The sequence below is a fragment of the [Bacillus] enclensis genome, from assembly GCF_001456935.1.
Lineage (GTDB): Bacteria > Bacillota > Bacilli > Bacillales > Bacillaceae_B > Rossellomorea > Rossellomorea enclensis.
Genome location: NZ_KQ758482.1, coordinates 1,220,630 through 1,238,384, shown reverse-complemented (window position 1 = coordinate 1,238,384; position 17,755 = coordinate 1,220,630). Strand labels below are relative to the sequence as shown.

17 protein-coding genes are annotated in these 17,755 nt (G+C 45.8%); 15 read left to right on the top strand and 2 right to left on the bottom strand.

The genetic code is table 11. The annotated features are described in order from the left end of the window. Window positions 1-117: 117 nt before the first annotated feature. From AS034_RS06250 to yajC, 7 genes are all read left to right on the top strand, one after another. Window positions 118-663: an intercompartmental signaling factor BofC gene (locus tag AS034_RS06250; RefSeq protein ID WP_098151194.1), complete on the top strand. Its 546-nt coding sequence runs from the start codon at window positions 118-120 to the stop codon at window positions 661-663. Window positions 664-1,289: 626 nt separating this feature from the next. Then, window positions 1,290-1,904 (top strand): Holliday junction branch migration protein RuvA, encoded by a 615-nt coding sequence (gene ruvA / locus AS034_RS06245; protein WP_032087507.1) that lies wholly within the window; start codon window positions 1,290-1,292, stop codon window positions 1,902-1,904. A 27-nt stretch (window positions 1,905-1,931) separates the two neighbouring features. Continuing rightward, window positions 1,932-2,933, top strand: coding sequence for a Holliday junction branch migration DNA helicase RuvB (gene ruvB / locus AS034_RS06240; RefSeq protein ID WP_058297874.1), 1,002 nt, complete (start codon window positions 1,932-1,934; stop codon window positions 2,931-2,933). Further along, window positions 2,930-3,136 carry a DUF2905 domain-containing protein gene (locus AS034_RS06235; protein ID WP_058297873.1) on the top strand — a complete coding sequence of 69 codons (207 nt, stop codon included), beginning with the start codon at window positions 2,930-2,932 and terminating at the stop codon, window positions 3,134-3,136. Before ruvB ends, AS034_RS06235 begins: the two co-directional genes overlap by 4 nt. Window positions 3,137-3,173: 37 nt before the next feature. Next, a complete protein-coding gene (queA, locus tag AS034_RS06230) occupies window positions 3,174-4,199 on the top strand; it encodes a tRNA preQ1(34) S-adenosylmethionine ribosyltransferase-isomerase QueA (RefSeq protein WP_058297872.1) in 1,026 nt (341 codons plus the stop codon). A gap of 38 nt (window positions 4,200-4,237) precedes the next feature. Beyond that, on the top strand, window positions 4,238-5,377 hold the full coding sequence (tgt, locus tag AS034_RS06225; RefSeq protein ID WP_032087511.1) for a tRNA guanosine(34) transglycosylase Tgt: 1,140 nt from the start codon (window positions 4,238-4,240) through the stop codon (window positions 5,375-5,377). Window positions 5,378-5,422: 45 nt separating this feature from the next. Beyond that, a complete protein-coding gene (yajC, locus tag AS034_RS06220) occupies window positions 5,423-5,683 on the top strand; it encodes a preprotein translocase subunit YajC (protein ID WP_032087512.1) in 261 nt (86 codons plus the stop codon). 62 nt (window positions 5,684-5,745) lie between these two features. Here the strand turns inward: yajC and AS034_RS06215 are convergent, their stop codons facing one another. Beyond that, complete coding sequence (locus AS034_RS06215; protein ID WP_318293559.1) at window positions 5,746-6,243, bottom strand: TIGR04086 family membrane protein; 498 nt, start codon at window positions 6,241-6,243, stop codon at window positions 5,746-5,748. Between the two features lie 42 nt (window positions 6,244-6,285). Between AS034_RS06215 and AS034_RS06210 the strand changes: the two genes are divergently transcribed. Together AS034_RS06210 and AS034_RS06205 are read left to right on the top strand one after the other, a co-directional pair. Then, the gene (locus AS034_RS06210) at window positions 6,286-7,581 is read left to right on the top strand and encodes an ArsB/NhaD family transporter (protein WP_058297871.1); all 1,296 of its coding nucleotides are present in this window, start codon (window positions 6,286-6,288) and stop codon (window positions 7,579-7,581) included. A gap of 71 nt (window positions 7,582-7,652) precedes the next feature. After that, on the top strand, window positions 7,653-8,297 hold the full coding sequence (locus tag AS034_RS06205; RefSeq protein WP_058297870.1) for a DUF421 domain-containing protein: 645 nt from the start codon (window positions 7,653-7,655) through the stop codon (window positions 8,295-8,297). A 45-nt stretch (window positions 8,298-8,342) separates the two neighbouring features. Here AS034_RS06205 and spoVB read toward each other — a convergent pair whose 3' ends face one another. Next, the gene (gene spoVB / locus AS034_RS06200; protein WP_058297869.1) at window positions 8,343-9,890 is read right to left on the bottom strand and encodes a stage V sporulation protein B; all 1,548 of its coding nucleotides are present in this window, start codon (window positions 9,888-9,890) and stop codon (window positions 8,343-8,345) included. Window positions 9,891-10,021: 131 nt separating this feature from the next. Between spoVB and AS034_RS06195 the strand changes: the two genes are divergently transcribed. From AS034_RS06195 to AS034_RS06170, 6 genes are all read left to right on the top strand, one after another. Next, on the top strand, window positions 10,022-10,339 hold the full coding sequence (locus AS034_RS06195) for a post-transcriptional regulator (protein WP_058297868.1): 318 nt from the start codon (window positions 10,022-10,024) through the stop codon (window positions 10,337-10,339). Between the two features lie 116 nt (window positions 10,340-10,455). Beyond that, entirely contained in the window at window positions 10,456-12,720 is a 2,265-nt protein-coding gene (gene secDF, locus AS034_RS06190; RefSeq protein ID WP_058297867.1) for a protein translocase subunit SecDF, read from the top strand. A 130-nt stretch (window positions 12,721-12,850) separates the two neighbouring features. Continuing rightward, on the top strand, window positions 12,851-13,777 hold the full coding sequence (locus tag AS034_RS06185) for a cation diffusion facilitator family transporter (RefSeq protein WP_032087518.1): 927 nt from the start codon (window positions 12,851-12,853) through the stop codon (window positions 13,775-13,777). 13 nt (window positions 13,778-13,790) lie between these two features. After that, window positions 13,791-14,126 carry a LapA family protein gene (locus AS034_RS06180; protein WP_032087519.1) on the top strand — a complete coding sequence of 112 codons (336 nt, stop codon included), beginning with the start codon at window positions 13,791-13,793 and terminating at the stop codon, window positions 14,124-14,126. 108 nt (window positions 14,127-14,234) lie between these two features. Beyond that, window positions 14,235-16,601 (top strand): single-stranded-DNA-specific exonuclease RecJ, encoded by a 2,367-nt coding sequence (gene recJ / locus AS034_RS06175; protein WP_058297866.1) that lies wholly within the window; start codon window positions 14,235-14,237, stop codon window positions 16,599-16,601. Further along, window positions 16,592-17,104, top strand: a complete 513-nt coding sequence (locus tag AS034_RS06170; protein ID WP_032087521.1) for an adenine phosphoribosyltransferase — start codon at window positions 16,592-16,594, stop codon at window positions 17,102-17,104. The genes recJ and AS034_RS06170 overlap by 10 nt, the downstream gene beginning before the upstream one ends. Window positions 17,105-17,755: the final 651 nt, after the last annotated feature.

Below are 17,755 nucleotides of genomic sequence, written 5' to 3'. Positions count from 1 at the left end.
TTGGTGATCTTTTTTTGCGATTAAGATAAAAGTTGTGAGGATGTTGGATATTCTTAACAGGATTGGGCCACACTAGTCATTGAAGGAAAGACATAAAACGAGTACGAGGTGATCACGATGACGATGAAGATTCGAATCGTGTTTATGGTAATGCTTTTGCTGGGCGCATTCTATTTTACTTTCTTTTATACAGAAGAAAAGCAGGCTGCCGACCGGGGAGAAATACAGCAGATAAAAGACCAGGCTGATGTTGCTTCCGCCCATACGGTGACGGTGAAGCTTGAAAGAGTGTATCTTGACGGGGAAATCAGTGAAGAAATCGTCCAGGAGACCATTTGGAGTATGGAAGACTTCTGGGCTGCATACGCTGACTGGCAGCTCATTGATATGACCGAGGAGGAAGTGATTTTCCAAAAGCAGGTGGATGATATCTCCCCATTGTTGAAAACGAACGGATACTTCGGGATTTCGGAAAATGGCGTACTGTCCATCTTTAATGGAAAACCGGGCCAGGCTGAGATTATACAGTCTTTCTTTCAAATCGATGTCGAAAAGCTTGAGAGCAATAGTCATGAGACATTAATAAAAGGGATACCCGTGAAATCCAAACAGAAATTTGAAGAAGTACTGGAAAGCTTTAAACAATATTCGGTTCCGGAATGACCCCAAATAAACTTCATACATTGAATACAGCAGCCAGAATGAAAGAGATTCTGGCTGTTTTTTGGATTCTATTAGGATTTTTTCTTGTGCAGGCTTTGATTATATAAGAAAAGAAACTTCTCTCCCTATTTGAGTTCACAATCCATCATTTTTTGATAAAATAAGAACAGATGTTTCTTTGTGCTGGGGATTTTACGTCTTTAATCGGAAAGATATGATAGAATGAGTATTTAAGTATGTATCCAGCTGCGGGGCTTAGAGGCACATGTCATAAGTCAAACCGTCCAAGAAGGCAAAAAGCGCCTTCCAGGCCGGTTCGTCTTATGCCACACGCCTCTTAGCAAAGCCCCTCCGCTTTTAAATTATCCAGCTGCGGCGGCTAGCCCCTCGAGGTCATAAGCTAAATGGACCAGGAAGGCAAAGAGCGCCTTCATGGCCCATCCATCTTATGCTTGTCGGGCCTGAACGAGCCGCCTCCGCTTTTAAATTATCCAGCTGCGGGGCTTAGAGGCACATGTCATAAGTCAAACCATCCAAGAAGGCAAAGAGCGCCTTTTAGGAAGGTTCGTCTTATGCCACACCCTCTTAGCAAAGCCCCTCCGCTTTTAAGATAGGGAGAGAACGTTATGTATGAATATATAAAAGGGACCGTCGCACAGGTGGGGCCCGAGTATGTAGTGGTGGAGAATAACGGAATCGGTTATCAACTGTATACGGCGAATCCGTTCGTTTATTCAAAGTATCAGAATCAGGAACTGCAGATTTTTACATATCAGCATGTGCGGGAAGATCTCATCGCTCTTTATGGATTTCTTGCCTTAGAAGAAAAATTATTGTTCATGAAATTGTTGAATGTTTCTGGAATTGGACCCAAAGGGGCTTTGGCCATTTTGGCATCGGGTGCACCTCAGCAGGTAATCACCGCGATCGAGGAGGAAAATGAAAGTTTTCTTACGAAGTTTCCGGGGGTGGGAAAGAAAACAGCCCGCCAGATGATCCTCGACTTGAAAGGGAAGCTTCAGGATGTCGTACCGGATTACTTCCCGAATCTCTTTAATGATCATGAAGGGGCAGCATCTTCTTCAGGTGAGAAAGATGAATCCTTTGAAGAGGGACTTCTTGCCCTGAAAGCCCTTGGCTACTCTGACAGGGAAATAAAGAAAGTGACGCCAAAATTGAAGGATCAGGGTCTGTCAGCCGATGAAATCATCCGGAAAGCCCTGCAGCTACTGCTTAAGTAAGTTAAAACGCGAAAGGAGGAAGACTGAATGGAAGAGAGAATTGTATCAGGTGAATCTGAATTGAATGAGGACTCATTTGAATATTCACTTCGGCCGCAGACGATTAAACAATACATCGGCCAGGACAAAGTGAAACATAATCTGGAAGTGTTCATTGAAGCGGCAAAAATGCGTCAGGAAACATTAGATCATGTTCTTCTCTATGGTCCGCCGGGACTTGGGAAAACGACCCTCGCTGCCGTCATAGCCAACGAGATGGGCGTGAATCTCCGTACGACTTCGGGCCCGGCCATCGAAAGGCCCGGTGACCTGGCAGCAGTCCTGACGGCCCTTGAGCCTGGCGATGTATTGTTCATCGATGAGATTCACCGGCTCCCCCGGGCAATCGAAGAAGTATTATATCCTGCCATGGAGGATTTCTGCCTCGATATCGTCATCGGAAACGGCCCGAGTGCACGGTCAGTCCGCCTGGATCTTCCGCCTTTCACGCTTGTGGGAGCCACGACGAGGGCAGGGGCTCTTTCAGCACCGCTCAGGGACAGGTTTGGAGTTTTGTGCCGTTTGGAATACTATAATGAAGAGCAGTTAAATGAAATTGTCCAGAGAACGGCGGCGATCCTGAATACAAAGATCGAAGCGCGGGCCTCTGAAGAACTGGCAAGACGCTCAAGGGGGACCCCGCGGATCGCGAACAGGCTGCTTCGGCGGGTAAGGGACTTTGCACAGGTCAAAGGAAACGGAGACATAACCACAGAGCTTTCGAGAGAAGCACTTGAGCTGCTCCAAGTCGACAGACTGGGTCTTGATCATATTGATCATAAGCTGCTCCGCGGCATCATCGAACGCTTCAGGGGAGGTCCGGTCGGACTTGACACCATCGCCGCAAGCATAGGGGAAGAATCACATACAATCGAGGATGTATATGAACCTTATCTTTTGCAGATCGGTTTCCTTCAGAGAACGCCGAGGGGAAGGATCGTAACGCATCTTGTGTATGAACATTTTCAACTGGAGGTGCCGGCCAAGTGACAGGTCTTCCGAAGCTTTTGATGATCATAGGCGGAATCATCTTGATCATCGGCTTCCTGATGCAGTTTATCAAAATAGGGAAACTCCCTGGTGACATCGTGATCAAAAAAGAAAATACAACATTTTATTTTCCACTTATGACATCTATTTTGTTAAGTGTTATACTTTCTCTTGTCTTTTATATCATAGGACGATTCAAATAGACCTCATAGGTGAGATTAAGAAGCTGGGTGACATGAAGTGAATGTAGAAGATTTTGATTTTCATCTGCCTGAGGAATTAATTGCTCAGACACCGCTCGAGCATCGGTCCGAAAGCAGATTGATGGTTTTGGATAAAGAAAATGGATCTATTGAACATTATCGTTTTAAAAACATCGTCGATTTCCTCGAGGAAGGAGACTGCCTGGTATTGAATGATACAAAAGTGCTTCCGGCACGGCTTTTCGGTCAAAAGGGAGACACCGGCGCAAATATCGAAGTCCTTCTGTTGAAACAGGAAGACGGCGATCAATGGGAAACCCTCGTTAAGCCAGCAAAGCGGGTAAGGGTCGGCACTGAAATCGTGTTCGGCGATGGAAAGCTGAAAGCGGTGTGTGTCGGTTTGAAAGACCATGGGGGAAGAATACTGGAGTTCCACTATGAAGGGATTTTCTATGAAGTCCTCGACGAGCTCGGGGAAATGCCGCTGCCGCCTTACATCCGTGAACGCCTGGATGAACAGGACCGCTATCAGACCGTGTTTGCCAGGGAACGGGGATCTGCAGCCGCACCGACTGCGGGCCTGCATTTTACGGAAGAACTACTGGAGGACCTGAGAGCAAAAGGAATACATATCGCCTTTATCACGCTTCATGTCGGGCTTGGTACATTCAGGCCCGTTTCAGTGGATAATATTGAAGAGCATGACATGCATGCCGAGTTTTATCAGGTTTCCGAAGGCACTGCTCGCTTATTGAACGAAGTGAAAGAGCGGGGCGGAAGGATCATCACTGTCGGAACGACGTCAACAAGGACGCTGGAAACCATAGCTTCGAAGCACGGCGAGTTCGTGGAGGAAAACGGATGGACCAATATCTTCATCTACCCCGGTTATGAATTCAAAGGGATAGACGGGCTGATCACCAATTTCCATCTTCCGAAATCCACCCTGATCATGCTCGTGAGCGCGTTAGCCGGCAGGGAGAATGTTCTCAACGCATATGAAACAGCCGTGAGGGAGAAGTACAGGTTCTTTAGTTTCGGCGATGCCATGTTTATAAAGTAATCGTAAGCTTTACCCAATTTGGAAGGAGAATCACCACTTTGACTGCAATAAAATATGAACATATCAAAACCTGTAAACAAACCGGGGCCAGGCTCGGCCGCGTCCATACACCGCATGGGTCATTTGAAACACCTGTCTTCATGCCGGTCGGTACGCTTGCCACAGTAAAAACGATGTCACCGGAAGATCTTAAGTCAATGGATGCAGGGATCATACTCAGCAACACATATCATTTATGGCTGCGCCCCGGACATGAAATTATCAGGGAGGCTGGCGGCCTTCATAAATTCATGAACTGGGACCGTGCCATCCTCACTGACTCAGGGGGCTTCCAGGTATTCAGTCTGAGCAAGCTCCGTAAGATCGAAGAAGAAGGAGTCCACTTCCGTCATCATTTGAATGGGGATAAATTATTCCTCAGCCCGGAAAAAGCGATGGAAATCCAAAATGCACTTGGTTCAGACATTATGATGGCGTTCGATGAATGCCCTCCTTATCCAGCGGAATATGAGTATATGAAAAGTTCGGTGGAACGGACTTCAAGATGGGCAGAGAGATGCCTGCAGGCTCATCAAAGGCCGCAGGATCAGGGACTGTTTGGAATTGTTCAGGGCGGAGAGTATGAAGAGCTCCGAAAGCAGAGTGCCCGTGACCTGGTTTCTCTGGATTTCCCTGGATACGCTGTCGGGGGCCTTTCCGTCGGTGAACCTAAAGATGTCATGAACCGTGTGCTCGAGTTTACGACTCCTCACCTTCCTGATGATAAACCGCGTTATTTAATGGGCGTAGGGTCGCCTGATTCTTTGATCGACGGTGCAATCAGGGGAATCGACATGTTTGACTGCGTACTGCCTACCCGGATCGCCCGTAACGGAACATTGATGACAAGTGAAGGGCGCCTGGTCGTAAAGAATGCCAAATACGCAAGGGACTTCAGGCCGATTGATGAGAACTGTGATTGCTATACATGTAAAAATTACAGCAGGGCTTATATCCGCCATCTTATCAAATGTGATGAAACCTTCGGGATACGTCTTACGACTTATCATAATCTTCATTTTCTGTTAAACTTAATGGAGCAGGTCAGACAAGCGATTCGTGAAGATCGACTGGGGGACTTCAGAGAAGAATTTTTCGAACAATACGGGTTTAACCGCCCGGATGCGAAAAACTTCTAAGCTAATAGTAACGTCAAACCCTTATTTTGAAAGGAGGGAAATGGAATGGAAAGTTTAGGAACGATATTACCGTTGATCCTGATGTTCGTGCTTTTCTACTTCCTGCTTATTCGTCCGCAGCAAAAGCGTCAAAAAGCAGTGACGAAAATGCAGAGTGAACTTGCCAAAGGTGACAGAATCGTCACGATTGGAGGATTGCATGGAACAATCGATGCCATCGAGGAAGGCAAGGTTGTCATCCTGTGCGGTGACGGAAGCAGACTTACATATGATCGCAATGCGATCAGAGAAGTGGTCAATGTATAATGGTAAATGAAAAAGCAGGTCCGCATCTGTATGCACAGTGGACCTGCCTTTTTTTCGTTAAGTCATGAAGATTTACTTGATGGCCCCCCGCTCAAATTGACCCCGAGGATGCCGCCCATCATCGCCGTCACGATATAACAGCCATGATAAACCAACTGTTCCATAGAAAAAAGGCTGTCGTACCCCAAATACTGGAACAAGAATACGACCAGAGTGTAAATCAGCCCGGTGGAACCGCCGAGCATCCACCCTTTCATCTTCCCTTTTCCCCCGGACATGAATCCGCCGATGAATAATGCTAAAAATGAGATGATCGTGACAAACAACGATATGGAACCTTCGGTCAGCTCGGTAAAACGAAGCATCAACGAAAATACTACACTTGCCACAACCGCTATTAGAAAAATGGTCAAAGTCCCGTAAAGTACGGCACCTCCGATTTTTTTCGCTTCGATGATCTTTCCTCCCCTTTCTTCTCTCTTAGTTAATTTTTCTACTAGTACAAGCATATTCTCAGGAAAACGAAAAAAGACTAGAAATTTTTTATGGTCAAGCCTCATAGACTTATGAATAACTCCCACTTCGGCAGAAGGAGCTTGATTATGTCACCAACTCTCGTTCTTATCGTCTTCATACTTGTCTACTTTTTATTGATAACCGAAAAATGGAACCGTGTCCTCGCTGCGATGGCAGGCGGCGCCGTCATGCTTTTAATCGGTGCTTTCCCTATCGAAAAAGCACTCTTCACGTATATAGACTGGAAAACGATCGCCCTGTTGTTTGCCATGATGATTATCGTTACGATGACAAGTAAAACAGGCTTTTTTGAGTATCTTGCGATTCGGATGGCACAGCTTGTGAACGGGAACGGCCTCGCTCTGCTCGTTTTCTTCTCACTGCTTGCAGCAGCAGGTTCTGCCTTTCTGGCAAATGTAACGATTGCGATGCTGCTCGTCCCGATTCTATTTAAACTGACCAAATTACTGGATCTGCCGCCGATCCCTTATTTGATCATGACCATTCTCGCCTGCAACATTGGGGGGACGGCCACGCTTATCGGGGATCCACCTAATATGATGATCGGCCAGGCAGTGAAGCATTTTACGTTTAATGCCTTTTTGGAAAACCTGCTGCCCGTGGTGTCGATCGTCTACGTCGTCACGTTATTGATCATGGGAGCGGTATACAGGGAACATATTCACGTCAAAGAAGATCGCAAGCTTCTTCTGAAAGGGGTCCAAGCAAAAGATTTCTTGAAAAAGAATAATGGTTTATTTCAATCGATTTCCGTTCTTCTGATGGTCCTTGCCGGTTTTTCACTGTACCCGATGTTCCATCTCGATGTGACAACGGTGGCGATTGCAGGTGCAGTACTGTTGATGCTGCTGCTTGAAAAGATCTATCCTCCTGAAAGTATCCTGAAAGAAGTGGAGTGGGGGACGTTATTCTTTTTTATTGGATTGTTTCTGCTCGTTGGTGGAATTGAGGAAGCGGGCTTCATCGATGAAGCTGCACGGGAGATCATCAGGGCGACTGACGGGGACATGCAGAAAACGTCATTTGCGATCCTGTGGGGGACCGGCATCCTTTCTGCAGTGGTCGATAATATTCCCTTTGTCGCAGCCATGATCCCGGTCATACAGGAATTCGGTGAATTCGGAATGGTGAATATGGATCCCGTCTGGTGGTCGCTTGCATTAGGGGCGTGTCTCGGCGGGAACGGAACCCTGCTGGGCTCTTCTTCAAACCTGGTCATCGCAGGACTTGCAGCCAAAGAAAATGTACATATCAAATTTTATCAATATCTTCTGATCGGGGTGCCTATAACGTTCATATCACTCGCTGTTTCTTCCGTTTACGTTTATTTTAAATATTTGCGGCCATTCATGGGAGGATAAAAATTCCTCCTATTATTTTTTTCCCAATGCCCATACTAACAGGTGAAATGTTTTTTTAGGGGGGAAAAGTTGTGGAGGAATATGGAGTCATCATCATACGCACGCTTTTTCTTTATTTATTGATAACATTCATTTTTCGGATGATGGGCAAACGGGAAATCGGGGAATTGAGCATCCTGGACCTCGTAGTATTTATCATGATTGCGGAGATGGCTGTTCTCGCCATTGAAGAACCCGCGGATCCAATCATCCATACCATACTTCCCATGGGCGTGATGGTATTGGTCCAATTTATTTCTGCGTGGTTTTCCCTGCGCTCGAAATCATTCAGGGAAATGGTCGATGGAAAACCGACCGTACTGATCCATAATGGGAAGATAGATGAAAAAGCAATGAAAAAACAACGGTATAATTTTGACGATTTATTGCTCCAATTGCGGGAGAAGGATGTATTCAATCTGGCAGACGTAGAGTTTGCGGTTCTTGAACCCTCCGGCAGCCTGTCGGTATTAAAAAAAGAAAAAAAGTCTTCAGGCTCGCTGACACTCCCGCTCATCCTCGATGGCCAGGTACAGACGACCCATCTCGACATGATGGGCAAAACAGCATTCTGGCTGCGGAAGGAGCTGCGGGAAAGAGGGTACAGAGACCTCACAAAAATATCCTTTTGCAGCTTCCATAACGGGCAGTTTCACATTGATATGATCGATAATTGACAAATCCCCTTTCTGAACATCAGAGTCAGAATGGGGATTTGTTTGTTAAACAATTAATTTGCGGATAAAAGGGATCCTTGCCAAATCTTCCATGATGATGAGCTTCAAGGCGATGGACAATCCGGTGTAAATGACCGTTGTGGAAACGACCCCGAACAAGAGCCTCCAAATGAGACCTTCGTCTGTAAAGAGAGCCAGGAATGAATAATGCCCCCAAAGCCCTGAAGCTGCCAGCACCAGGATGATTTTTGCATAATCCCTGAGATAGATCGTCATCGGGATATATTTTAGGATCGTCATGAAATGAAGCAGGGTGACAAGCATGAAACCTGTTACGATCCCAAGGGCTGCACCGTGGATGCCGAAAGCCGGCTGTGAGGCAAGAATGAAAATGACCGCTGTTTTCACAACAGCCCCGATGAGGCTGTTGATCATGGCGGCCCTGGCAAGATTCAAAGCCTGCAGTACCGCCTGCAGCGGCCCCTGATAATAATAAAACAGGAAGAACGGGGCCATGATCATTAGGAATGCAGCCCCGCTTTCACTGCCGTACATGATTTGCATAAGAGGTTTTGCGTAAATATAAAGAATGACGACTGAGATGCCGCCGGTAATCAGGCAAAATCGCAATGCCTGCTGAAGGCGGTGTTCAATCAGCAAATAGTTTTTATTAGAATTCGCTTCACTGATTGCCGGGACCAGTGATTGAGACAGGGACAATGTAACGAACGACGGCAGAAACAAGAGCGGCAGGGCGTAACCGGTAAGCGAACCGTACTGTTTGGTGGCAACAGATGCTGCAACCCCGGCTATTGCAAGGCTGTGAGCGACAACGATCGGTTCGAAAAACCAGGCGATCGATCCAATCATCCTGCTTCCCGTGGCAGGCAGGGCAACACTCATTAATTCGCTGAACGTATGTCGGCCATCCTTGATGGATTTGAAAAAGTTCTTTCTTATTTTGAATTTTTTCCTGATCTTGAAGCTTGCAAACAAATAAAGAAGGGATGCCAGTTCACCAAGTACCGAAGCTGCCATCGCGGCAGCGGCTGCATATTCGATGCCGTACGGGAGGAATGTCTTGGTCAATACGGCAATGAATGTGATGCGGACGACCTGCTCGATGACTTGTGAAATAGCGGACGGTTTCATGTTCTGACGCCCCTGGAAATAACCCCTGATCACTGAGGAAATGGCCACGATCGGAATGATCGGTGCTATTGCCACCAGCGGATAATAAATACGTTCATCCGTAAACAGTGTTTCGGTTAAAAATGGGGCGAGCAATATAAGGGCAGGGGTGAAGATGACGGATAGGAGTAAAGTAGTGGACAGGGAAACGACCAATATTCTTTTGACCTTCCGGATATCCCCTTTCGCTTCTGCTTCTGCGACGTTTTTTGAAATGGCTACCGGGAGCCCGATCTGGGTCATGGTGATGACAAGGATCAGGGTTGGAAATGCCATCATGAACAGTCCCACGCCTTCTTCGCCGATGAATCTGGCGACGACGATCCGATTGACAAAACCCAATATCCTCGTAATAAAGGCGGCAGCCATCAAGATGATTGTGCCTTTAAGAAACTTTGACATAATATTCCCTGCCTTCTCAAAAATGGTATAATCGTATACAATAATGTATATGCAGACATGTGGACAAAGCATGACAAGTTGTACATAATTCTGGCTGATTGTGAACATTCAGCCCTAGGCGGTGACAAAGAATGAAGGCGAATCAGCATCCTTACGATCGTTTTTATGATTCATTGGAACCAGCACTTTCAAGTAAAGTGGAAGAGTTTGAGCTTTTGGGGTACGGAAGGGCCGACGTTGAAAGGCTATGGGCTTACTTGACTAAAAAGAAGTGGAAGAAGCCTGAAGTGAATGTGAAAACGTACCAGCTGGTCAGCGATGTCCTGACCGTCAAGCCGGGGGAATACATGAGCTTTGAAACGGTGGAGGCATACCGCTCCCCGAACTGGTTCGAGGAGGTCAATGAGGAAGAATTAAATGAACTGCTTCGTCCGGGAAAGAACAGGTGAATTGTCTGAAATTTAATTGACACGCTAATCATTGTAATAGATAATAAGGTTGGATTTATCGAGTATTTAAGCAGAAATAATTTTGGGTGAAAAACGGCAAGGAGGATTCATACATAATGGTAAAGCGCGGCCGAATAATCGCCTTCTTTTTACTTGTATTTTTACTTGCAGGTACAATGGGGGGGACAGCAAAGAACATCCTGGACAATATTAAATTGGGGTTGGACCTTCAAGGCGGGTTCGAAGTACTCTATGAAGTAAAGCCTCTGAAAGATGGACAGGAAATCACGAAGGAGACAGTATCCAATACAGCAGATGCTTTGGACAAGCGTATCAATGTCCTGGGTGTCAGTGAACCGAATATACAAATCGAGGACGGAAACCGGATCCGTGTTCAACTAGCCGGTGTCGAGGATCAGAATCAGGCGAGGGAAATCCTTTCGACTGAGGCGAATCTTTCATTCCGGGACGTAAATGATAAGCTTCGTCTGGATGGGTCGGACCTTGTATCAGGTGCGGCTAAACAAACATTCGATGAGCAGAATAACCCGATCGTTTCATTGAAATTGAAAGATCGTGAAAAATTCTATCAATTGACGAAGGACATTTTGGGAATGGCCCCTCAAAATCAGCTGGTCATCTGGCTGGACTATGAAGAGGGAAAAGATTCTTATAAAGAAGAGGCGGGCAAACAGGACCCTAAATTCCTTTCCGCCCCAGCAGTAAGCAAACCGATCAACTCGGATGAAGTCATCATCGAGGGAAGCTTCACGGTGGAAGAAGCGCAAAACCTCGCTTCATTATTGAACGCAGGTGCCCTTCCGGTGAAACTGGATGAAGTGTATTCAACTTCCGTAGGTGCGCAATTCGGACAGCAGGCACTTGATAAGACGGTCCTTGCAGGAATCGTGGGCATCGCGATCATTTTCTTATTCATGATTGCGTACTACCGCTTCCCTGGATTGATCGCCACAATCACATTGTCCGTTTATCTTTATCTCGTATTGTTGATCTTTGATCTGATGAACGGGGTATTGACGCTTCCGGGAATCGCAGCGATAATCCTTGGGGTCGGTATGGCGGTGGATGCCAATATCATCACCTACGAACGGATCAAGGAAGAAATGAGAGTCGGGAAACCGATCCGCTCTGCATTCCAGGCTGGTAACAAATCATCATTCCTGACGATCCTGGATGCCAATGTGACGACGATCCTTGCAGCAACTGTGCTGTTTGTGTACGGCACAAGCTCTGTAAAAGGCTTTGCCACCATGCTGATCGTCAGTATCCTGACTAGCTTCATCACGGCGGTTTGGGGCTCACGCCTGCTGCTCAGCCTGTGGGTCAACAGCAGGGTATTCAACAAGAAGCCGGGCTGGTTCGGGGTCAAACAAAGTGAAATCAAGGATCTTGCCGAAAATTATGATACGCTTGATCTGCCGACGAAATTCGATAAGTTTGATTTCGCGAAGAACCGGAAGAAATTCTTTGCTTTATCCGGGATATTACTGGCAGCAGGTATCATCGTACTGGCTATTTTCCGCTTGAATCTGGGAATTGATTTTGAAAGTGGATCGAGGATGCAGATCCTTGCCGATAAAAGCCTGAAAACAGAACAAGTGAAAAAAGAGCTGGAAGAAGTGAATCTCCCTTCTGATAATATCGTCATTTCCGGGGACGAACAAAACGTGGCAGTCGTCCGGTATACAGACGACTTGAATAAAAATCAGATTGCGAAATTGAAAGATCACTTCAATAAACTGTATGGAGCTGAACCAAGCATCAGTACCGTATCACCGGTAATCGGTAAAGAGCTTGCAAAAAATGCAATGATTGCCGTGGCCATCGCCTCAATAGGAATCATCATCTACGTGACGTTCCGATTTGAGTGGAGGATGGGACTTGCTTCCGTACTTGCATTGGTGCATGATGCATTCTTTATCATCGCTTTCTTCAGTCTGACAAGACTTGAAGTGGATATCACATTCATTGCGGCAGTACTGACGATTGTCGGGTACTCAATCAATGATACGATCGTCACCTTCGACCGTATAAGGGAAAATCTTCATAAAAAACGCCGCCTTAAAACGGCTGAAGACATTGAAGACGTCGTGAATCAGAGTCTCCGTCAAACAATGGGCCGTTCTGTGAACACCGTCCTGACAGTGGTCATCGCAGTCATTGCCCTTCTTATCTTTGGAAGCGAATCGATCCTGAACTTCTCGATCGCATTGCTCGTCGGATTGATCGCAGGTACTTATTCTTCTGTATTCATCGCTGCTCAGTTGTGGCTGGTCATGAAGAAAAAGGAACTTAAGAAAAAAGGCACGATCAAAACGGTGAAAGAAAAGAAGAAGTGGTCGGATGAACCGCAAGTTTAATATCACCTAAAAAGATCCGGGGATAACAGTATCCCGGATCTTTTACTTTTGGGGGCTCTGGTGAACTGTCGCGTTTTTTCATTGGTGTTGGGTTACAATAGAAACGAAAGAGGAAGGAGGAGGGAACTTCATGAATCCTGAAGATCGTTTTAAAAAAGCCGAATTTGCAGCCATGATCGGTATTGTGGGGAATATACTTCTTGCCATCATCAAATGGTGGGCGGGAGTGGCAGGCAACAGCCGGGCCCTGATCGCGGATGCCGTTCATTCTGCTTCAGATGTAGCGGGATCACTGGCGGTTTATATCGGTCTGCGCGCTGCCAAGCAGCCTCCGGACAGGGACCATCCTTATGGGCACGGGAAAGCGGAATCGATTGCAGCAATCATTGTGGCTGTTTTATTATTTCTGGTCGGCATCGAAATCGGAAAGTCGTCGATTGAATCTTTTTTTCACCCGTTATCACCTCCGGGGATGATTGCGATATATGCCGTCATCTTTTCCATCATTGTGAAAGAAGCAATGTTTCAATATAAATATCGATTGGGTAAAAGGTTAAAGAGTGATGCTTTGATCGTGAATGCACACGAGCACCGTTCAGATGTATTCTCGTCCATTGCTGCACTTATAGGGATCGCAGCTTCCATTCTTGGAGGAAAACTCGGTATCCCGTGGCTGGTTTACGCCGATCCGGTGGCAGGGTTGTTTGTAGCACTTCTTGTGCTGAAAATGGCTTGGCATCTTGGAAAGGAATCCATACATAATACACTGGATCATGTCCTTCATGAAGAAGATATCGTTCCGTTCAGAAAGATTGTGGAAACTGTGCCGGAAGTCAAGGAAATTAACGAGCTCCATGCAAGGGAACACGGCCACTATGTCATCATCGATCTGAAAATCAGCGTCGATCCTTTCATGACAGTGGAAGAGGGACATCGTGTAGGGAAAGCCGTAAAGAAAAAGCTTCTGGAAGAATCGAATGTAAATGACGTATTTGTTCACATCAATCCATATAATCCAACAGAAGGGGATTCAGTGGATTCGGTTGATTTAATGTAGGGGAGGAATCAGGATGAAGTTTCAATGGACATTACTTTTGGGCATCATATTTGCGCTGATCGTGGCGGTTTTTGCAGTCATCAATGTCGATCCGGTGACGGTCAATTATTTATTCGGCCAGGCTGAATGGCCGCTTATCCTGGTCATACTGGGCTCTGTGCTGATGGGAGGCATCATCATAGGTTCCGTCGGTCTATTTCGGTTGTATGTCGTGCAGCGTAAAGTCAAAACATTGGAAAAAGAGAACCTTATCTTAAAAGAACAAGCAGAAAATGGAAATACAAAAAAGAAGAAAGAAACTTCCTTGAAGAAACAGGCTCCTGATTCAATCGGGGAAACAGGGGAATGACAAAAGCCAGCGGCAGCCGCCGCTGGTTTTTGTTTTGCTTTCCAAAGGGCGGGTGATTGAACAACCTCCTTCAATTTTGTATAATTAGTAAGGCTGAGGAGTGAACGTATGTTAAATTCTAAAACACGCTGGAAGATTGCAGAATCTGACCAGGACAAGATAGAGGAATTTCAAAGAGAATTAAAAATACCATCGCTTGTTGCGAAATTATTACTTAACCGGGACTTGACGACAGTGGAAGAAGCTCGGGATTTTTTATTTGATTCAGGTGACGGGTTCCATGACCCGTTTTTATTCAATGATATGAAAAAAACGGTCGACCGGATTCAACGGGCAGTAAATGATGGCGAAAGAATCCTTGTTTACGGGGATTATGATGCCGATGGCGTAAGCAGTACATCTGTCATGATGACGGTTCTGCGTGATATCGGGGCCGAGGTGGAATTCTATATCCCGAACCGCTTCAGTGAAGGATACGGACCGAATGAAGCAGCTTTCCGCTGGGCCGGTGATGAAGGATTCACTTTGATCATCACGGTCGATACAGGGATTTCAGCTGTACATGAAGCGCAAATAGCTAAAGAAATCGGCATTGATCTGATCATTACGGATCACCATGAACCAGGACCTGCACTGCCGGAAGCATATTCCATCATCCATCCTAAAATCGAGGGTTCGGAATATCCTTTCCAAGAACTGGCAGGGGTTGGCGTCGCCTTTAAACTGGCGCATGCACTCTATGGGGAACTGCCCCACCATCTGCTGGACCTTGCTGCGATCGGCACGATCGCTGACTTAGTGCCGCTGAGAGGGGAAAACAGGGTGCTTGCTAAGCGGGGGATTTCAAAACTCCGCATAACGGAACGTAAAGGGATCAAGGCTTTGTGCAAAGCCGCGAATGCACATCAGCATGAAATGACCGAAGAATCGATCGGTTTCACCATTGCCCCCCGGATCAATGCAGTCGGCCGTTTGGGTGACGCAGATCCTGCAGTGGATCTTATGCTCACAGAAGATGAGGAAGAAGCAAAGGCGCTCGCAGAAGAGATCGATGCGTTGAACAAGGAAAGACAATCCATTGTCAATACAATGACTCAGGAAGCAATCGAAATGGTGGAATACGATTACCCCCTCGAAGACAACTCTGTACTTGTAATCGGTAAGGAAGGGTGGAATCCCGGGGTTGTCGGGATCGTGGCGTCAAGGTTGGTGGATAAATTCTATCGCCCTGTCATCGTATTGAGCTATGATTCAGAGAAAGGGCAGGCAAAGGGCTCGGCCCGCAGCATCGCAGGATTTGATTTATTTAACAGTTTATCGAAGTGCCGTGACATCCTCCCTCATTTCGGGGGACATCCGATGGCCGCGGGTATGACGCTTAAACTTGATGATGTACACGACCTTCGCAGCAGACTGAATGAAATTGCACGAAATGAACTGACTGAAGAAGACTTCATTCCTGTCACTGTCATGGATGCTGCTGTGAAAATGGAGGAAATTTCGATTGAATCGATTGAAAAACTCGGTCTTCTGGCTCCGTTTGGGATGCAGAATCCAAAACCTAAATGGGTCATCGAAAATGTTTCCATTGAACACTATAAGAAAATCGGTTCTAATCAAAATCATCTAAAAGTATTGCTCGGAAATGATTCTGCTAAATTGGATGGTGTCGGCTTCGGGCTTGGCGAACTGGCTGACCATATCACTCCGTTTTCTGAAGCTTCCATCGTCGGCGAGCTGTCGATCAATGAGTGGAATAATCGAAAAAAACCGCAGATTTTCCTTCATGATATTAAGATAGAAGAGTGGCAGCTTTTTGACGTACGCGGAATCAGGCAGGTTGAAAAATGGGAGAAACAGGTGCCGGCTGAAAATAAAAAAATATTCTGTTTCCATTCTTCCACACTTGAGAAGCTGAATATGAAAGAGCGAGAGGATGTCCTTCTGATCGAAGATAAGGACGCACTCAGCGATATCTCGACAGCGGGTGCCAGTATCGTGTTTCTCGATATGCCATCATCTCAGGACTTCGTGAAGACAATAGTGGGAAAAGGCCGTCCACACCGCATTTACGCCCATTTCTTTCAGGATGAAGACCATTTCTTCAGTACGATGCCGACACGTGAGCATTTCAAATGGTATTATGCATTTCTATCCAAGCGCGGCTCTTTCGATCTGAAGAAGCATGGAGATGATCTTGCCAAGTATAAAGGATGGTCCAAAGAAACAATAGATTTCATGTCGCAGGTGTTTTTTGAATTGAAGTTTGTTACAATAGACAATGGATTTATTTCTCTTAATCCTGTAAAAACCAAGAAAGACTTATCAGAGTCCCCGGCATATCAGAAGAAACAGCAGCAATATGAACTTGAAAATGAGTTGTTATATTCTTCTTACAGTGAGCTGAAGGCTTGGTTTAATGAAAGGATAAAAGAGTCCGTTACATTTGAGGAGGAAGTAGAAGCATGGACTTAAAACAATATGTTACAATTGTTGAAAACTGGCCGAAAGAAGGAATCAAATTCAAAGACATCACCACCCTGATGGACAATGGTGATGCTTATAGATATGCTACAGATCAAATTGTAGAATATGCAAAAGAAAAAGGAATCGACCTGATCGTCGGACCGGAAGCAAGGGGCTTCATCATCGGCTGCCCTGTAGCTTACGCACTCGGCGTAGGTTTTGCACCGGTGCGTAAACCGGGGAAACTGCCTCGTGAAACGATCAAGAAAGAGTACGGGTTGGAATACGGCAAAGATGCACTCACAATCCATAAAGATGCAATCAAACCCGGACAGCGCGTTCTCATCACAGATGACCTGCTTGCAACCGGCGGCACAATCGAAGCCACCATCAAGCTTGTAGAAGAACTGGGCGGAATCGTCGCAGGCTGTGCATTCCTCATTGAACTCACATACCTGGATGGCCGTGACAAACTAGAAGGATACGAAGTCCTTACATTAATGCAATACTAATTATCTAAAAACTACCGTCACCGTCAATACTATACACATAATCAAAGGGACTGGCATCACAAATGTCAGTTCTTTTTTATATAAGTAAAAGATAGTTTCAAAATTTTAAACCGGAAAGGAAAATCCACGTGCCTCCTGTGTGATATATCTAAATAGATTAACTCACGTTCCGAGTTAGTGGATCAGGCCTTTATACGGAAAGATAAAATGTGAAAACCCACGAATATCAGAGTTTTAACCGCAGTAGGATTTTTGCCTTCGTGCCGTGTTCTTACCTTCTGTTCCATCAAATAAAAAAGGAGGATAAAGACAAAAGAATATAAGTTACAATCCATTTTTTCAGGATGGAAGTGTGTAAACTTATCCATATTCAAAACCGATTCCAGCGGTTGATTGGAGTGCAAAACGTAGACTCCTGCGGGAAAAGCGTGTTAGGTGAGACCCCGCAGGAGCATCGCGACGAGGAGGCTCACCAACCGCCCGCGGAAAGCGGAGTTTTGCACGGAAATCAAAAGCGGTATTAGAAGAACTTTATATAATTATATTGTTAATTAACATTCGACATAATTCGACAAAATTAGAGGGAATCTGAGAATTTAACCCTAAACCCTTTACAGAACCATGTTTTTTTTTGATAATAGTAACAATCAT

What these genes read in the sequence shown, in the direction of transcription:
- AS034_RS06180 (WP_032087519.1), top strand. Translation starts at nt 13,791, where the DNA reads ATGAAGTTTCAATGGACATTACTTTTGGGCATCATATTTGCGCTGATC.
- AS034_RS06170 (WP_032087521.1), top strand. Translation starts at nt 16,592, where the DNA reads ATGGACTTAAAACAATATGTTACAATTGTTGAAAACTGGCCGAAAGAA.
- AS034_RS06250 (WP_098151194.1), top strand. Translation starts at nt 118, where the DNA reads ATGACGATGAAGATTCGAATCGTGTTTATGGTAATGCTTTTGCTGGGC.
- ruvA (WP_032087507.1), top strand. Translation starts at nt 1,290, where the DNA reads ATGTATGAATATATAAAAGGGACCGTCGCACAGGTGGGGCCCGAGTAT.
- AS034_RS06195 (WP_058297868.1), top strand. Translation starts at nt 10,022, where the DNA reads ATGAAGGCGAATCAGCATCCTTACGATCGTTTTTATGATTCATTGGAA.
- recJ (WP_058297866.1), top strand. Translation starts at nt 14,235, where the DNA reads ATGTTAAATTCTAAAACACGCTGGAAGATTGCAGAATCTGACCAGGAC.
- AS034_RS06210 (WP_058297871.1), top strand. Translation starts at nt 6,286, where the DNA reads ATGTCACCAACTCTCGTTCTTATCGTCTTCATACTTGTCTACTTTTTA.
- AS034_RS06215 (WP_318293559.1), bottom strand. Translation starts at nt 6,243, where the DNA reads ATGAGGCTTGACCATAAAAAATTTCTAGTCTTTTTTCGTTTTCCTGAG.
- spoVB (WP_058297869.1), bottom strand. Translation starts at nt 9,890, where the DNA reads ATGTCAAAGTTTCTTAAAGGCACAATCATCTTGATGGCTGCCGCCTTT.
- ruvB (WP_058297874.1), top strand. Translation starts at nt 1,932, where the DNA reads ATGGAAGAGAGAATTGTATCAGGTGAATCTGAATTGAATGAGGACTCA.
- yajC (WP_032087512.1), top strand. Translation starts at nt 5,423, where the DNA reads ATGGAAAGTTTAGGAACGATATTACCGTTGATCCTGATGTTCGTGCTT.
- AS034_RS06185 (WP_032087518.1), top strand. Translation starts at nt 12,851, where the DNA reads ATGAATCCTGAAGATCGTTTTAAAAAAGCCGAATTTGCAGCCATGATC.
- secDF (WP_058297867.1), top strand. Translation starts at nt 10,456, where the DNA reads ATGGTAAAGCGCGGCCGAATAATCGCCTTCTTTTTACTTGTATTTTTA.